The sequence below is a fragment of the Chloroflexus aurantiacus J-10-fl genome (genome assembly GCF_000018865.1).
Classification (GTDB): domain Bacteria; phylum Chloroflexota; class Chloroflexia; order Chloroflexales; family Chloroflexaceae; genus Chloroflexus; species Chloroflexus aurantiacus.
On record NC_010175.1, the window covers coordinates 3,649,080 to 3,669,114 of the forward strand.

The 20,035-nt window shown below is 56.1% G+C and carries 15 protein-coding genes; 4 read left to right on the forward strand and 11 right to left on the reverse strand.

What is annotated here, in order from left to right:
- Positions 1-3: 3 nt before the first annotated feature.
- From CAUR_RS14320 to CAUR_RS14345, 6 genes are all read right to left on the reverse strand, one after another.
- Positions 4-1,413, reverse strand: coding sequence for a glycoside hydrolase family 32 protein (locus CAUR_RS14320; protein ID WP_012258585.1), 1,410 nt, complete (start codon positions 1,411-1,413; stop codon positions 4-6).
- Positions 1,414-1,817: 404 nt separating this feature from the next.
- Positions 1,818-2,738: a carbohydrate ABC transporter permease gene (locus CAUR_RS14325; RefSeq protein ID WP_012258586.1), complete on the reverse strand. Its 921-nt coding sequence runs from the start codon at positions 2,736-2,738 to the stop codon at positions 1,818-1,820.
- A complete protein-coding gene (locus CAUR_RS14330) occupies positions 2,735-3,871 on the reverse strand; it encodes a carbohydrate ABC transporter permease (protein WP_012258587.1) in 1,137 nt (378 codons plus the stop codon). Before CAUR_RS14330 ends, CAUR_RS14325 begins: the two co-directional genes overlap by 4 nt.
- Before the next feature lie 96 nt (positions 3,872-3,967).
- On the reverse strand, positions 3,968-5,299 hold the full coding sequence (locus CAUR_RS14335; RefSeq protein ID WP_012258588.1) for an ABC transporter substrate-binding protein: 1,332 nt from the start codon (positions 5,297-5,299) through the stop codon (positions 3,968-3,970).
- 108 nt (positions 5,300-5,407) lie between these two features.
- Positions 5,408-6,439, reverse strand: a complete 1,032-nt coding sequence (locus CAUR_RS14340) for a LacI family DNA-binding transcriptional regulator (protein ID WP_012258589.1) — start codon at positions 6,437-6,439, stop codon at positions 5,408-5,410.
- A 1,312-nt stretch (positions 6,440-7,751) separates the two neighbouring features.
- Complete coding sequence (locus tag CAUR_RS14345; RefSeq protein ID WP_012258590.1) at positions 7,752-8,801, reverse strand: ParB/RepB/Spo0J family partition protein; 1,050 nt, start codon at positions 8,799-8,801, stop codon at positions 7,752-7,754.
- 1,010 nt (positions 8,802-9,811) lie between these two features.
- Between CAUR_RS14345 and CAUR_RS14350 the strand changes: the two genes are divergently transcribed.
- Positions 9,812-10,552, forward strand: coding sequence for an SDR family NAD(P)-dependent oxidoreductase (locus CAUR_RS14350; protein WP_012258591.1), 741 nt, complete (start codon positions 9,812-9,814; stop codon positions 10,550-10,552).
- A 102-nt stretch (positions 10,553-10,654) separates the two neighbouring features.
- A complete protein-coding gene (locus CAUR_RS14355) occupies positions 10,655-11,734 on the forward strand; it encodes an STAS domain-containing protein (RefSeq protein ID WP_012258592.1) in 1,080 nt (359 codons plus the stop codon).
- Positions 11,735-12,124: 390 nt separating this feature from the next.
- Here CAUR_RS14355 and CAUR_RS14360 read toward each other — a convergent pair whose 3' ends face one another.
- The 3 genes from CAUR_RS14360 to groES all read right to left on the reverse strand — a co-directional run bounded on the left by CAUR_RS14360 (position 12,125) and on the right by groES (position 15,351).
- On the reverse strand, positions 12,125-12,316 hold the full coding sequence (locus tag CAUR_RS14360) for a hypothetical protein (protein ID WP_012258593.1): 192 nt from the start codon (positions 12,314-12,316) through the stop codon (positions 12,125-12,127).
- A 1,050-nt stretch (positions 12,317-13,366) separates the two neighbouring features.
- Positions 13,367-15,001 carry a chaperonin GroEL gene (gene groL, locus CAUR_RS14370; RefSeq protein ID WP_012258594.1) on the reverse strand — a complete coding sequence of 545 codons (1,635 nt, stop codon included), beginning with the start codon at positions 14,999-15,001 and terminating at the stop codon, positions 13,367-13,369.
- 47 nt (positions 15,002-15,048) lie between these two features.
- The gene (gene groES / locus CAUR_RS14375) at positions 15,049-15,351 is read right to left on the reverse strand and encodes a co-chaperone GroES (protein WP_012258595.1); all 303 of its coding nucleotides are present in this window, start codon (positions 15,349-15,351) and stop codon (positions 15,049-15,051) included.
- Between the two features lie 1,446 nt (positions 15,352-16,797).
- On the opposite strand from groES, the gene CAUR_RS14380 reads away from it, so the two are divergent.
- Positions 16,798-17,538: a YwaF family protein gene (locus CAUR_RS14380; protein WP_012258597.1), complete on the forward strand. Its 741-nt coding sequence runs from the start codon at positions 16,798-16,800 to the stop codon at positions 17,536-17,538.
- Here CAUR_RS14380 and CAUR_RS14385 read toward each other — a convergent pair.
- Together CAUR_RS14385 and CAUR_RS14390 are read right to left on the reverse strand one after the other, a co-directional pair.
- Complete coding sequence (locus CAUR_RS14385; protein WP_044233662.1) at positions 17,508-18,995, reverse strand: CHAD domain-containing protein; 1,488 nt, start codon at positions 18,993-18,995, stop codon at positions 17,508-17,510. The genes CAUR_RS14380 and CAUR_RS14385 overlap by 31 nt on opposite strands.
- A 28-nt stretch (positions 18,996-19,023) precedes the next feature.
- Positions 19,024-19,635, reverse strand: coding sequence for a CYTH domain-containing protein (locus CAUR_RS14390; protein ID WP_052303788.1), 612 nt, complete (start codon positions 19,633-19,635; stop codon positions 19,024-19,026).
- Between the two features lie 172 nt (positions 19,636-19,807).
- On the opposite strand from CAUR_RS14390, the gene CAUR_RS14395 reads away from it, so the two are divergent.
- The gene (locus CAUR_RS14395; protein WP_012258598.1) at positions 19,808-20,023 is read left to right on the forward strand and encodes a Franean1_4349 family RiPP; all 216 of its coding nucleotides are present in this window, start codon (positions 19,808-19,810) and stop codon (positions 20,021-20,023) included.
- Positions 20,024-20,035: the final 12 nt, after the last annotated feature.

The following is a 20,035-nucleotide window of genomic DNA, read 5'->3' on the forward strand; positions in this document are numbered from 1 at the left end:
ACGCTACCAGATTCCGGCCATCTCCCACACCCGTCCGGCAAGGAGATCAACCGCAGCCTCGTCGGCACAAATCGCAATACCCGTGCTGTCAGGGCGGGTTGGGTAGATACGACTGGTGATCGAACGGCGTTCGTTGGCAAAGACTTCAATCAACGAGGCATCAAGAAAGATGCGCAGCACTAACGGCTCATCGTTGTGCAGAGTAAGGGGGGCGTGGTGAGCGTCACGCCAGACATCACCGGCCAGACTCGACCGGCGCCGGTCGAGGGTGAGGGTTGCGGTTCGGCTGTTGTAGCGCAAAACGGTCGCTTCGCTGCCGTCGGGGCTGGCCCGCAGCATGACGGTGCACGTTCCATGCCGTGGTGGGCGCAGGATTAACTCTACCTCAAGCTGCGCACCGTGGACGGGCAGCCAGTGGATGTCGTGCGGCATGACCCGCGTTGATGGGATAACGATCTCGTCTTGACGTAACTGCTGGACTTCGTTCACCGGCAATGTTACGATCTGACCATCATCGGCTATCTTCACCTCGCGTGGCAGCGTCATCACCCCGGCCCAACCTGCCGCTACAATGGACTCCTCGCTTCGTCCCTCCATTGACCAGGCAAACATGATGCGTCGTCCATCGCGGATCGGCATGGTTTGCGGGGCGTAGAAATGAGCGTCGCCATAATCCAGTTTGTGGGTTGTATGCGGGACAAAGCGGCCATCCCGATACGCGCCGATCATCGCAATCGTGTAGTATGGTCGTCGATCCCAGGCCGAGCAGACGAGCACCTGCTGGTCGCCTAGCGCGAAAAAGTCTGGACACTCCCAGAGCAAACCCGTCCAGACCGGATCGAACTGACCGGCATCACCGATCAAGAGTGGGCCTGCGTATTCCCAGTGTCGTAAATCGGGCGAGCGGTAGAGCAAGACGGTACCACCCTGACCACGAATGCCCGAACCGATCAGCATGTGCCAGACTCCCTGTTCTTGCCAGACAGTATGGTCGCGAAAGCCAAGCAGATCGAGTTCCGGCGGTGGTGCAGCAATGATCGGCTCTGGCCACTTCTGCCAGGTTTGTAAACCATCGTGACTGACTGCCAGGCACGGTTGTTGTACTTCAGGCAATCGAAAGCCGGTGTAGATCAGGGTGGGTGTGCCGTGGTCATTAACGGCACAGCCCGACCAGCAACCATCAGCATCAGCACCACCTGGCGTTGGTGAGAGGGCAATCGGTTGATGTTGCCAGTGAATTAGATCGTGACTGGTTGCGTGACCCCAATGGATATGGCGATGATATGCGCCGGCGGGGTTGTACTGATAAAACAAGTGAAACGTGTCTTCCCATTGAATAAGCCCATTTGGGTCGTTCATCCAGTTTGCCGGCGGCAAAAAGTGGTAACGCGGACGTTGTTGAGCGCCTGCCATAGGATCACCTTCACCATGGAGATTGTCGGAACTTATTTCAGAAAGGCTATGCAGTCGTGCTCCCAGCCCATCACCCAGGTGCATGAACGTTTACCAATCGCCAACGCCAGCATATCCCGCTCCCAGGCTGCCGGTATGGCAGCGAGGAGGGCTGCCGACCATCTGCGGTGCCATCACACGCTGGATGGTTGTCTTGCCCGCGCATCATGCGCAAATCGTGGCGTTTGGAGTGCGGCAGCCATGCTGCCGCACCAACCGTGCTTCGTGCCATGCGCGTGTCACGCGGTTGACCCTGCTGGTTACGGCGATGCTGTGGGTGCTCGTCACGATCATCGAGTCTGTCAGGAATGAATGAGATACCTTCTCGTAGACGTTTTTTGAAATAGATTCAGAACGGTAGCGTCTTATCCCTTCACCGAGCCTGCCATCAGACCACGCACAAAGAAGCGCTGGAGCGAGAAGAAGACGATCAGTGGCACGATCATCGAAATAAAGGCACCGGACGTAAGTAGATGCCACTCCTGGCCGAACTGGCCGAGCAGACTCAGCAGGCGTTGGGTAACGACCTGGACCCGTGGCTCAGCACCGAGGAAGACCAGGGCCACCAGCAAGTCATTCCAGGTCCAGAGGAATTGAAAGATGGCAAAGCTGGCCAATGCCGGTGTCGAGAGTGGCAAAATCAGACGGGTAAAGATTGTAAAGTGGGTTGCGCCATCGAGAAAAGCCGACTCGAAAATATCGCGCGGAATCGTGCTGATGTAGTTGTAGAGCAGATAGACGGCGAGGGGCAAACCGAATCCGGTGTGTGCCAGCCAGACCCCAAGATACGTTCCGCCGAGTTGCAATGCCACGTAGTCACGTAAAATCGGCACCAGCGAGATTTGCAGTGGCACCACCAGCATCGCCACCACCAGAATAAACAGCGCGCGCCGACCGGGAAAATCGATCCAGGCGAAGCCGTAGGCGGCGAATGCAGCAATCAAGATCGGAATGATTGTTGCCGGGAGGGCGACGGTGAGGGTATTGATCAGCGCGACCTCCATCCCAACCCGACTGCCGCCAGTCGGTGCTGCGCGACCGGCAACAGGTAACCCGAGCACTGTGCGATAGTTGTCGAGCGTAAAGCGGGCCTTCTCCGGATTGGTGACAACCGTCCACCAGCCACTCGTCTTCACATCATCAGCCGGGCGGAATGAACTGACCAGCAAACCGACCGTTGGCGTAATCCAGAATAGCGTGATGATAATCATCACCACATACACCATGAACGTACCGAAACGAAAGCGGCGGCGATGGCGTGGTGTTGCAAGAGTTGCTGTTGTCATCGGAAGGCCTCCGTCTGCTTGCCAAACTGCCGCAAGTTGTAATACATCACCGGCAACACCGCCAGCAGCAAGATAATCGCAATGGCTGCGGCCCGTCCGTTATTCACCTGGCGGAACAATTGGACGTACTGCACGTTGGCGATAACCTGTGTCCCGAAGTTACCACCCGTCATCGACTGCACAATGTCAAAAATCTTCAGCGTGAAGAGGATGATCGTCGTGGTGACCGTAATCAACGTGCCCTGAATCGACGGCAAAATGATGCTGCGGAAGATTTGGAACTCGTTTGCACCGTCGATGCGTCCCGCTTCCAGCAAATCAGCGGGAATGGCTTTAATGGCCGCCGAAATAATGACCATCGAATAACCGGTCTGTAGCCAGACCATAATGATCACCAGAAAAAGGTTATTCCATGGCTGCAACAGGAGCCAGCCTTGCGATTCAAAACCCAGGGCAGTAATGATCCCGTTCAGTAATCCGATCTGGGTCGAGCCGGTCGGGCGATACTCGTAGATGAATTTCCAGATCACCGAAGCACCGACACCGGAAATCACCATCGGCATAAAGATCAGTGCCTTGCAGACCGTCTCGAAGATCGGGTGCGTTCGATCTACAAGCACGGCAATCAGCAGACCGAAGCCGACACTCATACCGGTACCGAAGATCATCCAGAAGAGGAAGTTGTTGCGGTACGATTGCAACATCTCCTGGCTGGTAAAAGCGTAGATATAGTTATCAAGCCCGACAAAATTGATACCACGGGCGTCGTAGAGACTGGCAATGAATGAGCGGATAGTCGGCAAGACCAGGTACCAGGTCAGGATGGCCAGTGCCGGACCCACAAACACAAAGGGGATCAGACGCCTGCGCCACGATGGATTCAACTGCTCGATCAGATAGTTTGAGAGTGTATAGAGCGCCAACACGCCACCGACACCCCACAAAATAGCAATGATGGCTGTAATCCACTGCGGGATCTGGGTGTCGCGGAGGAAGATAAAGACCTGATACAGGACAAAAAACGTAATGGCCGGCACAAAAATCGACACCAGGAGACGACCGAGGGTGGTTGACAAAAAGACCCCGATGCCGCCTACCTCTGGAGATCGGCTGATTTCACGTGTTGGTCGCATCAGAACTCCTCCTTGAGTGGCAGCATTGCCACTCTATATCACAATCAGACATGGAGGATGGCGGGTAGCAGGCTACCCGCCATATCGAACTACCGGCTACTGATTACGGGCTGCGTCAATCTCGGACAGAACCGTATCGAGATCGCGATTGCCGCTTGCCCAATCGGTCACACCCTTCCAGAAGGCAGCATTCACGGCTGCTGGCATCGCGTCTGAGGCATCAAAGCGAGCGGCCTGCGCAGCCAGGATTGCCTCGGCAACCTGGCGCTCAATCGAGGTTGGGTAGAGGCTCAGATTCTGATCCTTGTGCGGAAAGATACCACCACCCTGCCGGATCCACGGATCAGCAGCAGCACCGGTTGCCATAAATTCCATGAACTTGCGTACTTCTGGCCGATCCCGGTCCTTCAGTACGACGAAGACGTCACCACCAACTTCGAGGGCCGGCGTTACGTTCGGGTCAATCGGTGGCATTACGAACAGGCCAACTTTGTTATCCAGATCGGCTTTGACCGAGTCCTGGAAGAAGTTGGTCACAAAGCTTCCTTGCATGTGGAGCCAGCAGTTCGGTGGCTCGGTGAAGAGGAAGGTTGCTGCATCACCGAAGTTGGTCAACACAATCGACTGCCGGCCACCGTAGACATTGCCATCGGTGAACCAGGTTTCACCCAGAATCTCGAAGGCACGCTTCACTTCTGGCGAGCTGAAGGGTACTTCGCCCGAAATCCAGCGGTCGTAGGTTGCCGTGGTTTGGGTGCGCAACATAATGTTCTCGATCCAGTCGGTGCCTTTCCAGCCGGTAGCAGCGCCCGACTCGATCCCCTCGCACCACGGCGTATGCCCGTTAGCCTTCATTTGCTCAGTTAGAGCCTTCAACTCGTCCCAGGTGGTTGGCACCGTGTAGCCGGCAGCTTCAAAAGCAGGCTTGTTGTACCAGATGAAGCCTTTGGCGTTAACACGGTGGAATACGCCGTAGGGAGTCCCACCAAATGTACCCAGTTCCTTCCAGAACGGTGCGTAGTTCTTATCAATCTGCGCAATGACTTCTGGCCACAACGGAACTAGATTACCCTCGGCAGCCAGGCGAGCAGCACCACCCGGTTGCGGGAAGCCGGCAATGTCCGGCGGATCGCCTGCCTGTACACGGACAACAATCTGCGTATCGAAATCATTCACACCGGTGTACACGACATCAATATCCGGGTTGGCGGCCTCGAAAACCTTAATAACTTCCTCGAAGGCATCGGCTTCACCACCGCCGAATGCACCGAGAATGGTGACGCGCTTCTGTTCACCAGACGTCTGGTTTCCGGTCCCACCAGCCGGTTGGGTTGGTTGTGTCGTTTGCCCACCGCCACCACACGCCGCCAGCACGAGGCTTACCACGGCCATCAGCACAATCAAAAAGCTCAAACGTGAACGAAACATGGTTCTAGCTCCTTCCATGGGTTGCAGTCAACTCTGACGATCCGTTCAAAAGTGGTTGTTGCGACAAAGACACCTCCTTTCCGCGAAGAGTAACGTTACGAACAACAACTATACTGATGCCCGTTCAATTAACGGGCAGGGGATATAATGCTGTGTCGGTGGCAGGCTTTCGCCTGCGGGCAGCGATTGCAATAGTTCTACAGCTCGTTTGCCCATCTCGTAGTGCGGTAGCTCGATGGTCGTGAGTGGTGGATAGAGCTGAGCAGCGATGAGTTCGAGATTGTCAAACCCGATAACTGCCACGTCTTGGGGGATGCGCAAGCCCAACCGCTTGATCGCATCATACACGCCCATCGCCATTTTGTCATTGAAGCAGAAGATGGCGGTTGGCCGATCAGGCCGTTCGAGCAGATCACGGGCTGCGCTAAACGCATCCTGGGCATTGGAATGACAACTGCGTACTAGTGACTGATCAAACGGTAAGCCATAATCGGTCAGCGCCCGCCGGTACCCTTCCAGGCGACCAAACAGAGCCGGCATTGGAATGATCTCGTTGATAAAGGCGATCCGGCGGTGTCCCCGCAGGATCAGGGTTTCCGTCGCCGTATACCCTCCCTGCACTTCGTCAGGAATAATCGCCGGCAATGACCGGTCGGCCACGAAGCAGTTGACCAGAATTGTTGGTACTGTCGTAATTCCAGTCGGTGGTGTCACTTCGTGGTGATACATTGTTGCGTAAATCAAGCCCTCAACTTGGCGTTCCAGCATAAATTGCAGCGCTGTCTGCTCAATATCCTGCTGACCACTGGTATTGACTACCAGGAGCATCTGACGATTATTCCATGCGGCTTCTTGGGCGCCCAAAATCATGCGTACCGCATAGGGAGACGTGACGACCTCGTCGGAGATCAACCCTAGCGTTTGTGAGTGGCGGGTACGCAAACTACGCGCCACTGCATTAGGGCGCCAGCCAAGGGCATGAATGGCCGCCCAGACCCGGTCGCGTGTTTCCTGACTAATGGCAGCGCTCGTGACATTGTTGACCACGAACGATACCGTAGTCTGCGAAACGCCGGCCAGTCGCGCCACATCGTACATGGATGGCGGACGGTTCCGTTTTGGACGAGATTGGTCGTTCATTGACCGTATCTTGAATTGGACTAAAACGAATTACTAATTCGATTTATACGTTAACACAATCTGAACTGTTTGTCAAGAGCTGATTAATCACCTGCCAGATTGGCTACCTCTCCCGCTCAGTGATGGGCGTGTCGTGGAGTTTGGAGTGCGGAAGCCATGCTTCCAATCCCACTGTGCTCGCTGGCAGGTGTGTGTTGTGCCGGTCACCCTGCTGGTCGCAGGGACGACGTGCGCCCTCGTCATGGTCATCTCGCCTGTTAATGATGCGTGCAATGACTTCAGTACTCTCGCTGAAATGACGCGCTTACCCTGTCAGTGCTTCCTACCGGACGCCACACGGTGTGCAGAAGCCAGGCTTCCGCACCAATCCGGCTGATTATCGTTCGTATGCATAGCACTTCAGCCCGTATGTTGCCGATGAATGGTCGGTAGCCGCTACACTATCGTGAGCGAGCTGTCGGCATGGATGCTCTTTCCCGATCATCCTATCGTTAGGATGGATGAGATGTCTGTTGGGCAACGGTAGCAATACGTTCAGCATCATTCCATCTTTGTTGATGTGCGAGCTAACTTTGCCGTACCACAGATTTGAACAGGGGTTGTTTCGTTATAATACCAGACTTGTCAATAGTTGCCAAAGGGGACGAACCACGCTGCACCGTCGGCAGCACAGGATGTCAGCAGCATAGTTGCCCTCCACTCGCAGTGCCTGGTGATGATTGGCGTCGATTGTCAGCATTGAGAGGAGTGTACGACAGTACGCTCTCTGCGTCCTGCTGGGCTATGTCTGTATGTATGAAACATTCCCCATCTGGCGGTTCTGACCGCATAGCGTAGGGGCAGTGGGCAGTGAAACCTGCACCAGGGTATCTGATAATTTACTCACTGTGGTGTTGTCTCTTCTACATGGTGAGGCAAAGATAGATGATATGCACCGTGTAGCGCAATACTGGCGCTTGCCCTACACGGTGCTGAGGCAAACCCTACTTTGCGAGGTTATGGCAACTCACGTTGCCACCTATGCTGTGAGCAGGCGACGGAAGCTGACTATCAGAATGAACAGCACGACGTTACCCTCAACACCGTATGGCGTACCGCATAACGATGTAGGGAGCAGCCAGTTCCTATGAACGCATTTCGTCATACCTCATGGTAGCAACCCGGATTACACCCATCCTCTATGCCTCTGTGGTGATAAAGGTAGCAACCTGGGTTATGGTATCCGTAGTGAAGAACGTACAAACACTGCACGCTATCTCACCACTGGCGTGGCGCAATTGACGGTCGCCACGCCAGCAGGTGGTTATTGCCGCTACTCCTCATCGAGCGGGAGGTTGCGTTGGCGGGCAATCTCCCGTAAAGCGTGAGTCAGGCTTTCTAATTGACGTAACAAAAGCCGCACCTTGAAGACTGCGCCCTCGTCGCGTTCAATCCACTTCAGCAGATCACCATCGTGTACAGCCCGGGCCAGTCGATCACTCTCGTCAACCATCTGATCGAGTGAGCGAATGCGGAAGACGCGCGCCTTGTTTTTGGGCTGGTTCTCGATAGTCTCTTCTTCTACGGTCAGATAGGTGTCGCCCTGTTCCTCATCGTCCCAGGTGTCATCGTGTGCAGGGAGATCGGCCATCGCCACCGGGGTATGGCTGAGTGGGCCGCCACTGCTACCGGCTGGAGTGGCCTTCGTGCGTAACTCCTCACCCTGTTCAAGCGCCTGCAAAGCCACGTCGAGGGTAAGGTTTGGATTGGCGGCAAAGTAGGTGGTGAGCCGGCTCAATTCGGCTGCCGACATCCCCTCCTCAACGGCAAAGCGGGCTAAATCAATTTGCGTCTTTGGGTTGGTAATCCGGCGCAGATGTTGAGCCTGGGTTACATTCAGATCGCCGCGCCGGATCATCTGCTGCACTTCTTCAGGCAATTCCAGGAGGCCGAGGTAGCGGCGAACTGTGCGTGCCCCCAGTCCCACCGCCTGCCCAACCGCTTCATCGAGTTCGTTGTCGGGCAATTTACCGCGGGTTGCGATAATATGCTCGCGGAGACGGGCAAAAGCGCGGGCCTGTTCGATGTCGTTCAAATCCTGCCGCTGCACATTTTCAATGAGTTGACGTAACAGAAGATCAGGATCATCGTTATCGAGCACAATACACGGCACTTTGCTCAAGCCGAGCTGGATGGCAGCGGCTCGCCGTCTCCCACCGTACACTACTCGATAACGTCCACCGCCGATTGGTGTCACCCCTATTGGCTGGAGCATCCCGTATTCGGCAATCGTTGTCGCCAGGCCGGCAATATCTCCCGGTTCTTCACGCACACCGGTTGGATCAACCTCTAACTGATGTGGATCGAGGTAGAGCAACTGCATTTCAGAGTTCTCCCTCTGACAACAGAATGACCGGTTCCACCCGGTCATTGTGATCTATCCGAACAATTGTGCCAAGTATAGCAGGATTACCTTGTTCTGGCAAACGATAGCGCAAGATGAGCGTGCCAGCCCGCCGTGGAGAGGCCTGGTAGTGGTTACATTCCACAGTCTGACCCCAAATCGTTCTCAACAATCTGCGTCGTTCAGGTGTGCCACCGGCGGGTCGGTTGGTTGTCGGTGGTGCAGCAGTAGGGGCACGGCATGCCGTGCCCCTCTAGCGCTGGCATTTAGCGGTGCCTCGTCCAGGTGCAGTATCGGGGTAAGAGTTGGCTGGTGTGGTGTGTCACGTTATGCTGCCATATTTGATGTGATGACGAGTTGTAGGGGCGACGCATGCGTCGCCCCTACTGATCGTGCCAGCAAGCACAACCCGTGCCGCAGAGTTCGGCGTACAACAGCCATGCTGCCGCACAGCCATCGCTCAGAGGTGCGGCCACCCGCAGCACCCCCTGCCTCACCAGTATGGAGTACAGCAGCCACCGCGCCTGTGCCAGATGCGTCTCGTACCGCAGCACGACCCGTGTCGCGAAGTTTGGAGTACAACAGCCATGCTGCCGCGCAGCCATCGCTCGGAGATACGCGGCCACCCGCAGCGCTAACCCCTGCCTCACCGGTATGGAGTGCAGCATCCACCGCGCCCGTTGCCAGATGCGTCTCGTATCGCAGCACGACCCGTGTTGCGAAGTTTGGAGTGCGGCAGCCATGCTGCCGCGTAGCCATCGCTTGGAGATACGCGGCCACCCGCAGCGCCTACCCCTGCCTCACCGGTATGGAGTACAGCTTCCACCGCGCCTGTTACCAGATACGTGTCGTAACACTATGCAAAACGAACTTCAATACGTTGAACCACGCTCGACGCTGATCGCTCTGATCTACCAACCGCAAGTTGACTGCTGTGTCTTTTAGAATTATGATGAAGTATCGTTATAACCGCCTGCAGAGGATGGTCAATGTTTGATCTGCGAGGTCGCACTGCCATTGTCACCGGTGCCGGACGTGGTATTGGCTACGCAATTGCCACCGCATTTGTCGAACATGGGGCACAGGTTGCGTTGCTAGATCGTGACGCGGCAGTGGTTCCTGCTGCTGAGCGACTCGGTGATCGGGTGCAGGGCGTCGTGGCCGATGTGGCCATTGCCGCAGAGGTAGATACCGCCGTCAATCACGTATTGCATCAGTGGGGGCGGATTGATATTCTGGTGAATAACGCTGCTGTGCTCAGTTCAGCGCCATTTCTTGATCTAACACCTGCTGAGTGGGAACGCACACTGGCAGTCAATCTTACCGCGATATATCACACGTGCCGGGCAGTCGTGCCGGCGATGATTGCGACCGGCTACGGTCGTTTAATCACCATTGCTTCAGTTGCCGGCAAGCGTGGCGGTGGGATTCTCGGCAGTGCTGCCTACAGCGCCGCCAAAGCGGGAGCCATTGGTCTTACCAAAGCGCTGGCCCGTGAGCTGGCACCACATGGGATCACGGCGAACACAATTTGTCCCGGCCCGGTCGAGACCACGCTGTTGTCGGTGATGACACCGGAATTACGGGAACGGGCGCAGCGCCTGATCCCATTGGGTCGTTTTGCCCTACCGGCAGAGGTGGCGGCAGCAGCGCTGTTTCTGGCCTCAACCGAAGCATCTTTCATCACCGGCGAGACGATTGATGTTGATGGTGGCCTGACGATGGATTAGGGGAAAAGCCCGACTGACATGCGTTTGTTAAGATATGGTAGGATGGCGTACTGAGCATTGCTGCAAACAACGCAGATCGCATTCACGTGAGGAAGAGTTCACATGAGCGAATCAACCATTTCCATCCTTACCCTCGAACAGGTTCGCCAGCTCCGGCGCTTTTTTCTCTGGGTAGCCGGAATTGTCGGGATTGTCGCAATCGTTGCGACAGTGTCTGCGGCAATCTGGCGCACTCCCACCCTGATTGCGCTCATGATCCTGGATTGGGTATTGGTGGTTGGCCTCTTACAGGCATGGGCACAGACGCGCAGCGGTCAGGTGCGCGTCGCGTTAATGACTTCGTTTATTGCCCTCGTTCTGTATGGGCTATTCGGGGCGGTTATCTTGCCGAATGTGGCCTCGCTGATGGCATTTGCCCCTGTGCTGGCAATTGTCGCCATGCTGCCATTTCTGAGCGGAGTTGTGCTCAGGCGCTTGCTGATCGTGGCCTGGATTGCCGTTGTTGTCACGATAGTACTGGGTTCGCAAGTCCGTCTCTTTCCGCCTATTCCCGAGGTTCTGGAACTACCGTTTCAGTTTGCCGGTGTGTTGGGGATCAGCGCAATCCTGTTATTACAGCTCTGGCTCTTTCACGAGCGCCTGCTAGGAGTTATCACACAATTGCGGCAGACCAACGCGGCGCTTGAGCAGGAGCGTACCGGCTTGCAGGAACGCGTTGCCCAACGGACGGCTGATTTGCAGCAGGCGTTAGCCGAAGTTGAGCGACAAATGGCCGAACAATCGCGCCTACTGGCCGAAAATGAGCGTCAGCGCGAGCTGATCCGTGGTTTGAGTATGCCGGTGCTGCCGGTTTCTCAGGAAACCCTGGTAATGCCCCTGGTTGGTGAGCTTGATGCCGAACGGATCGCGGTGGCGCAGGCGACAGCGCTTCAAGCGATTGATCGGGCCGATGCCCGCCATCTGGTGCTTGACATTACCGGGATGCCGTTTGTTGACACAACGGTTGCTGCCGGTCTGATGCAACTGGTGCAGTCGGCCCGCTTGCTGGGGGCAACAGTGACCCTGGTTGGTGTGCGTCCAGAAGTTGCGCAGACGATTGTAGCGCTGGGGATCGACCTGTCTGAGGTAACGACCGCCGCCGACCTTGCCTCTGCGCTACGGCGTCAGCGAGTGACAGCGTAGGCACCGGTTGAAAGCAACGCCCAAACGCTCATACTGCCTGCCCTGTCTCAGCCCCTATCAGAATTTCTCGACAGGTATGGATCGGTTGCCCCCGCATGCGATGGGTGATACCAGGTATCTATTCACACCCGGTATCGTCTTGTGTTATGCGTCGTTGATAGGTTTGATGTCAGTCTCCTGTACCATTGCGCGTATACATGCCCGTCACCAATCCGGTGCACGCCGTATGGTAAGAGAGTGCTGGCAGCTTGAAGCAAGGTAAAACCTCACCGTTATTAACCTGCAATTACCTCTCTGATCGACAATCCCCCTGTCATCGTGTTTAGCGCACGAAAGATATGTACGGTGCAACATCTGACTGCTGCACCGTACATGATCATTGACAACAGCTTAACGGTACGACGAACGGCGTCGGCGCTGCCGATCCGCCAGCCAGCGGTCAAAGGCTTGCGAGAGTTCACGCCAGTTGAAGATCTTAACATCAGGCGCCACCTGATTTCGCCGAATAATGACCCACGACCACAGAATGGCCTGCCCAATAAAGACGAAGATGACGATACCGATCATAATCCAGAGATCCATCGCTCGCCTCCTGTCTGGACATATATTTGACATATCATACCGCTATTATACACTAAATACAATCCGGTTGCTGATATATCTTGTGCGTGTATATACCGCATGGTAGCACTATTGGTAGCAGATAGGAAGCGGGTGGAACATTGTTCTTAACAATATATTTCTTGCCAGAGCCGGTCAGGCTTGATAGCCTGGACGTAATATCAAATCTGGTTTAATAAAAATCACGACACGCTATTTACCGTCACCCTCGCGCTACGTCCGTGAGTTCTCCATAGTGGTGTAAAAGCTGTGCTCTCGTACTCCCAGATTGTCGCACAAGCACCTGAATGCTTGCCAATCACCAACGACAGCCTACCCGGCTCCTTGCCCGTTGGCAGAGCGCAGCTTCGGTCGCGCCATCACGCGCTGGATGGGTTGCCTTTCCCGCTCGTTATGCGTGTGTCGCAGGGTTTGGAGTGCGGCAGCCATGCTGCCGCAGCAGCCGTGCTCACGATCCGGCGCGTGGCACGCCGTTGACTCTCCTGGTCACGGGGATGCTGGATGTGCTCGTTATGACCATCGAGTCGGTTAGGAATGAGATAACTTCTGGTAGACGTTTTTTGAAATAGACTCTAAGCACCGGCATCGCCTGGGAGCGTGCGCCTCGTGCGCACTCAGCAGGCACCGGCATCGCCTGGGAGCGCGCGCCTCCGGCGCGCTCAGCAGGCACCGGCATCGCCTGGGAGCGCGCCGGAGGCGCGCTGAGCAAGCGTCGGAGCAGTAGCTGGGATCGCGCGCCTCCGGCGCGCTCATCACCGGCACCAGCACGCGCCAGCGGCATCCATCCGGCATGCCGGTTCCCGCCCCTAGCGGGGGCGGGTGAGGGTGGGGGTGTGTCGCGTACCACCATTTTGTGTGCCGCTGACGAACCACTAGCAGCTCACTGGCAGCACGTCAGCAGTACGCCAGCACGGATCTGACAGCCCAAGTGATACACATCTATGCGCAAACCAAAAACAAACAGGGGTGCACGTTCGTACACCCCTGTCGTACTATCGTAGCGCTGGAACCTTAGAAGTCCATCCCGCCACCGGCGCCCGGAGTTGCCGCCGGCTTGTCCTCAGGAATGTCGGTAATCAGCGCCTCGGTGGTCAGGATCATACCGGCAATCGAAACCGCGTTCTGTACAGCGCTGCGGGTGACCTTCACCGGGTCGATGATGCCCTGCTCGATCATGCTGCCATACTGACCGGTCAGCACGTTGTAACCGATGGTCTTGTCACCCTTCTCCTCTTGCAGGCGGCGGACATTGGCGATAATCACCGAACCGTCCTCACCGGCGTTGCGGGCCAGGATGCGCAGCGGCTCCTCGAGCGCACGGCGCAGAATCTGGAGACCAACCTTCTCGTCTTCGTGAGCAACCTGCACGTTGTCGAGCGCCGGAATAGCGTTGATCAGCGCGACACCACCACCGGGCACGATACCCTCTTCAACGGCAGCACGGGTTGCACTCAGGGCGTCCTCAACGCGGTGCTTCTTCTCCTTCAGCTCAGGCTCGGTCGCAGCACCGACCTTGATCACGGCCACACCACCGGCCAGCTTGGCCAGCCGCTCTTGCAGCTTCTCGCGATCAAAGTCACTGGTGGTGGTTGCAATCTGGGCGCGGATCTGCTCGATGCGGGCGCGGATCGCCGCCTCATCGCCACGGCCCTCGATAATCGTCGTGTCATCCTTGGTTGCAATCACCTTGCGCGCGCGGCCCAGGTCCTCGATAGTGGCGCTATCGAGCTTGCGGCCAATCTCCTCGCTGATGACGGTGCCACCGGTGAGAATAGCAATGTCCTGCAGCATGGCCTTGCGGCGATCACCGAAGCCAGGCGCCTTGACGGCCAGGGCATTGATCGTGCCACGCAGCTTGTTGACCACCAGCGTCGCCAGCGCTTCGCCATCAACGTCTTCAGCGATGATGACGAAGTTCTTCGTCACCTGCAACACCTTCTCGAGCACCGGCAGGATTTCCTGAATGCTGCTAATCTTCTTGTCAGTAATCAGGATGTACGGTTCATCAAGCTCGGCTTCCTGGCGTTCGACGTTGGTGACCATGTAACCCGAAATGTAGCCCCGGTCGAACTGCATACCTTCGGTGTATTCCTTCTCGAAGGTAACGCCCTTCGACTCTTCAACGGTGATCACACCGTCCTTGCCAACCTTCTCCATCACTTCGGCGATCAGCTCACCAATTTCGCTGTCAGCCGCCGAGTTGGTGGCAACGTGGGCAATGTCGGCGCGGTCGCGAACCGGTACGGCACTCGCCTTGATAGCGGCTACCAGGGCCTCGGCACCGCGATCAAGACCACGCTTGAGCAGCATGGCGTTGGCGCCGGCGGCTACTACCTTCAGACCCTCGGTGACGATGGCCTGAGCCAGCACCGTCGCCGTGGTGGTACCGTCACCGGCCACATCGTTGGTCTTGGTCGCAGCCTCCTTGAGCAGTTGCGCACCCATGTTCTCGAAGGGATCCTTCAGCTCGATCTCCTTCGCGACCGTCACACCGTCGTGGGTTACCGTCGGCGAACCAAACTTCTTGTCAATTGCCACATTGCGACCGCGCGGGCCGAGCGTGGTCTTTACCGCATCAGCAACCAGGTCTACACCACGCTTCAGGGCACGGCGTGCCTCTTCGTTGAAATAAAGCTGCTTTGGCATAGGATCTATAATCCTCCCTTGAGAATAGCGCTACTTGCGCGACGTTGTTACTCCTGAACGATACCCAGAATGTCCTTCTCCGACAGGATCAGGTACTCGACATCATCGAGCTTGAATTCGGTGCCGCTGTACTTGGCGAAGATCACGCGGTCGCCAACTTTGACGTTCATCGGGATCAGCTTGCCATTGTCATCACGGCGACCCTCACCAACTGCCAGCACCGTGCCTTCCATTGGGCGCTCTTTGCTGGCCGTATCAGGCAGGTAAATGCCGGTCTTGGTCTTCTCTTCACGCTCTACCGGCTTGACCACCACACGGTCGCCAAGGGGTCGGATGCGGAAATCCGCCATAGCTGCTATCCTCCGTTTGGTATTAGGTTTCTTCCAATGTGCGAAGGTTCCATGAATTAGCACTGTCACGTCGAGAGTGCTAATCCGTTGGTAATAGTACACAAGAACGGTCGGTTTGTCAAGTCAGTTTTAGCACTCGACGTTAGAGATTGCTAGAAGCTCGTTCGCCAGGCAGATCCTACCAGTTGTCCTATCTGGCTTTCGCGCTGTAAAGCTGTGCACAGATTTGCCTCTCGCCATACGTGAGCGTTCAGTCTGTATCTGGCCGTGCGACCATATCGAAGCGGTAGGCAGGCGGTACGATTCACCTTCACCATTGTCACCAATCCTACCTCGTATGCTTACGCCCTGATGCAGTCTGGTATTAATGGTTGACGGTGCCGGTGCCATTTGGCTCGATTCAACGGATTCCGGTAAAGTGTGGCACTTGGGTTTTCCTGGAGCTTATTTCATAAAAGCTGTACGGTCGTGCCATTGCCCAGGCGCATGAACGCTTGCTAATCGTCAAGTATATCCTGCTTCCGCTCTGCCCGTATGACAGCGATGATAGCTGACTATCATCGCCAGCGTTGGATTGATTGCCTTACCCGCTCGTCATGCGCGTGTCGCGAAGTTTGGAGTGCGGCAGCCATGCTGCCGCACCAGCCGTGCTCACGATCCGGCGCGTGGCCTGCCGTTGACCCGGCTGGTCACGCGGATGCTGTGGGTGCTCGCCACGATCATGGGGTCGGTCGGCAATGAATGATATATATCCCAGAACTTATACAAGCTGTGCTGTCATGCATCCAGACTGTCGCACAGTGGACTGAACGCTTGCCAATTGCCAACGACAGCATATCCTGCTCCCATGCTGCCGATGTGAAAGCGAGGCGGGCTGACGACCATCGCCAACGTTGGATTGATTGCATTACCCACTCGTCGTGCGCGTGTCGCGAAGTTTGGAGTGCGGCAGCAAGGCTGCCGCACTAGCCGTGCTCACGATCCGGCGCGTGGCCTGCCGTTGACCCGGCTGGTCACGCGGATGCTGTGGGTGCTCGCCACGATCATGGGGTCGGTCGGCAATGAATGAGATAATCTCTAGCAGATGTTTTTTGAAACAGGTTCTACAGTGATGCCGGATATAGCGATAGCGCAGCAGTGTGGGCAATACCAGTTTTTTTGGTTTCTGTTATGATAATCCAAGTTGCCACCTATGCTGTGAGCGGAACAGAGGGGTTTACTACCAGGATGACCAGCACGACGTTGCACGCAACACTGTATGGCGTAACTGTACGAACGATATGGGGAGCAGCAAGTTCCTGTGGACGTGCTACGTCATATCTCACGGAAGCAACCCGAGTTATCCACATCCTCTGTGTCCTCCGTGTCTCTGTGGTGAACTAAGGTAGCAACTTGGGTTATGATAGAAGTATCCAGTTGTTGCGAGTAACTAACGATGGAGGGGACATGAACGATCTCTTCGCATTGCATTGGAATGGGCCACCATTTGTACTCTTCAGTGGGCCACACCTGATTGCGCTGACATGTGTCGCCGTTGCCTGTGTCTGGATACTTGGCCCTGGCCGTCGGATGTCGGCGGAGGCAGGGCGTTACTGGCGGTATGGATTGGCGTTTATTCTAGCGGTCAATGAGCTGGCGTACAACTGGTGGTTCTGGGTGCACGGTCTCTGGTCAATTCAGTATATGTTGCCGCTGCACCTCTGCACCATGTTTACATGGCTCTCTGTCATCATGCTCCTCACCCGTAGTTATCGCATCTTCGAGTTTGCGTATTTCATGGGGATTGGTGGTGCGGTGCAGGCATTGCTCACACCCGACATCGGCGTCTACGGCTTTCCCCACTTTCGGGCGTTTCAGAGTTTTATTTCGCACGGGGGTATCGTGCTGGCCGCGTTAACGATGATCGCGCTGGAAGGATACCGCCCCACCTGGCGTTCGGTAGGGCGGGTGATCATCGGGGCGAATCTGTTGATGGCGGCGGTTGGCGTCGTGAACTGGTTGCTCGACAGTAATTATCTCTTCCTGGCCCGTAAACCGTACACGCCGAGTCTCCTCGATCTGCTCGGCCCGTGGCCGATTTACATCATCTGGATGGAGGTGATCGGCATTGCTACTATTCTGATTCTTTATCTCCCATTTGCCCTGGCCGATCTCCGTCAGAGATCACCGATGACGGTGAGTAAATGATTCCGGTAGGTGGAACTGGCCAGGACGTTCCAGCACTCCGGCAATTCCTGCCGAAGCACAGCCCATTCCGCTTCGCGTGCCGCCAGGTAGCCGGCAACCGCCGCCGGCGCATGGTCGGTATGGGGTGCCAGTAAGCCACGCGCTACACTGATATCGTTGAGAGCACCGAGATGATCCTGAAAATCGATGAGAGGTTGCAAGAGATCACCCAATCGCTCGCCAACAATATCACTGACCAGCTCAAGTGCGTAGCGCAACCGCTTGCCGGCTATTCGCATCGCATGCAGGCTCGCTTCATCTTCAGGCAACCCATCACGATCATAGGAGCGTAGTGCTTCGTAGTGAGCGTACAGCATACTGCCTGCGTGATCACGCACCCGCGGTCGGTTGTCCCATCCTTCATTGACGCATGCCAGTTGGGCTAATGCCCGCAGCTCACGCTCATATTGTTTGGCGGATAAATAATTCACCAGTTCAGCGTGCGCAGCCATTCGTTCGGCGCGTATTGCCTCTATCACCGGCTCCAGACCGCTCATATCACGACCGGTCATATCGTGGAGCAAGACATCTCGATCACGGGTGGCACCGGCTTGCCGGGCCAGTGTGCGGACGGCGACAGTTGCCTGTCGAGCAGTTTTGACCGGGGCGACCGGCGATAGAAGGCGTAACGCGGCCCGAATCCGTCGGGTGGCGACCCGTAGATCATGAACCGCTTCAATCGTTTCATCATCCCTGACCGCCCGTGCCGTTTGCTGGAGACGGCGAATCTGGCGTCGCAAGACGATGCGCCCCAATTCGGCAAATGGAACCGCCCCTGATGCATACCAGTAGGGCAGTCTGTCAGCCGGCTCGTCTTCACCGGCCACTTCTTCAACGACCGTACCCTCACTCTGCACCACAATTTCCGGGCGTGGCCCAATCACGCGCTCCCACAGATCGGCTTTGGCCAGTGCTCGTTCACTATCAACCGCGGCGTGTGGACCGGTAGCCACCAGGCTTAGACGACCATTTCTGCTCAGAACCTGAATTGTTGTGGTCTGGGTCTGACTATAATCGAAACCGTCGGCTACCCGCACAATTGCAGCCAGTTGCAGAGCCAGCTTTCGTGATCGTTTGTTCAGGCAGAGCACCGTTGGTTCAATTTGAAAGCGCGGCTTGCGTCGATGAAGCGCAACAATTGCCGCGATAATCAGGTGGTCGGTTGCATCGCCAGGGGCATGGCGCAGCACAATATCCCGACCGACCAGATGATGTTCAGGTGGATCGGTAGTCAGACCAACATTGTGTAACAATGCGCCAGCCTCAACCAGCACACGCGCATCGGATGACCGGTTTTGGTTTAACGCGTCAAACAATGTCAAAGCGTGATCGGCTACCTGACGGGCATGCGCTCGGTCAACCCGATATGCGGTGAGCAATGTCTCAACATAATCCGTTAAGTGTGTGGCTGATCCCATCTGCCTGCTCCTCTCGGGTATATAAGAATTACTTGCGCTGTAGTAAGGCCATGCCCCGTTCGAGCTTGCTCTGGCGTTCGGGCATAATGTTGACCAGTGCGCTGAGTGCAGCAGCCAGTTCAGTTATATCATAGACCGATCCTGCTGGTAGCACTTCCAGTTCCAGCTCGCAAATTGGTGCCTGTTTCTTGCCGGCATAGATGGTACCCCGGTCGAGACTTAGCTCAACGCGATCCTGCCCATCACGATGGGCGTGAATAATCCGTCGATTGGTTTCGATGGTCAGTAGTGGGCGTACTGGCGCTCCCAGTAACAGCGCCTGCGCCAGATCACGGGCCGGTCCTTCTGGCCAATGAGCTGGATCGGGATCATCACCGGGAAACTCAAACTCTGCCCGATGATGAATACCCTGCCCATCAACGCGGGCCGGTCCTTTCAGCGTGATGATTGATCGCTTGCCGATCTGTCGAATCCGCAAACCGTAGCGTGCCTGAGCCAGCCTGCCATCAGCGCTATCGTAATAGGTGTTCCGTTGCTGTTCACTGGCCATCGTGCGTAACGTATATGGCCCAAGCGCACTCAGCGCTGCCAGTCGATCCATGTCGCTGGCGCTGATCTTGTACTTTGCCTCAATTTCCATAAGGAACTCCGCGAATAGGTTTGGTTATGCCTCATGTATTGTAATGGGTTTTGCGTATTACAGGGCGAGTATGCCGGCGCTGAAGGTCGATTTTCTGCAATATAAAAGTAAAGAAGTGGTATACTTGCCTTTGTCAATGGTGTTCGGTCAATGAAAAGGAGGCCACGTTCGCATGAGTGCTGACTTTGAGCGACTGATCGGTCGCGCAGTGCTTGATCCCGATTTTCGCAAACGCCTGCTCGCCGATCCGGATGCAGCAGCGAAGGAAGCTGGTTTGCAGCCCGACCCGGAAGAGATGGATCGTCTGCGGAAAGCCCTTGCCGACCCAACGCAACGAAAACAGCTTGAAGATTTGGAGCGGCAGGCGGCTGCTCCGGTCTGGAGCTGATAATACAGTCTT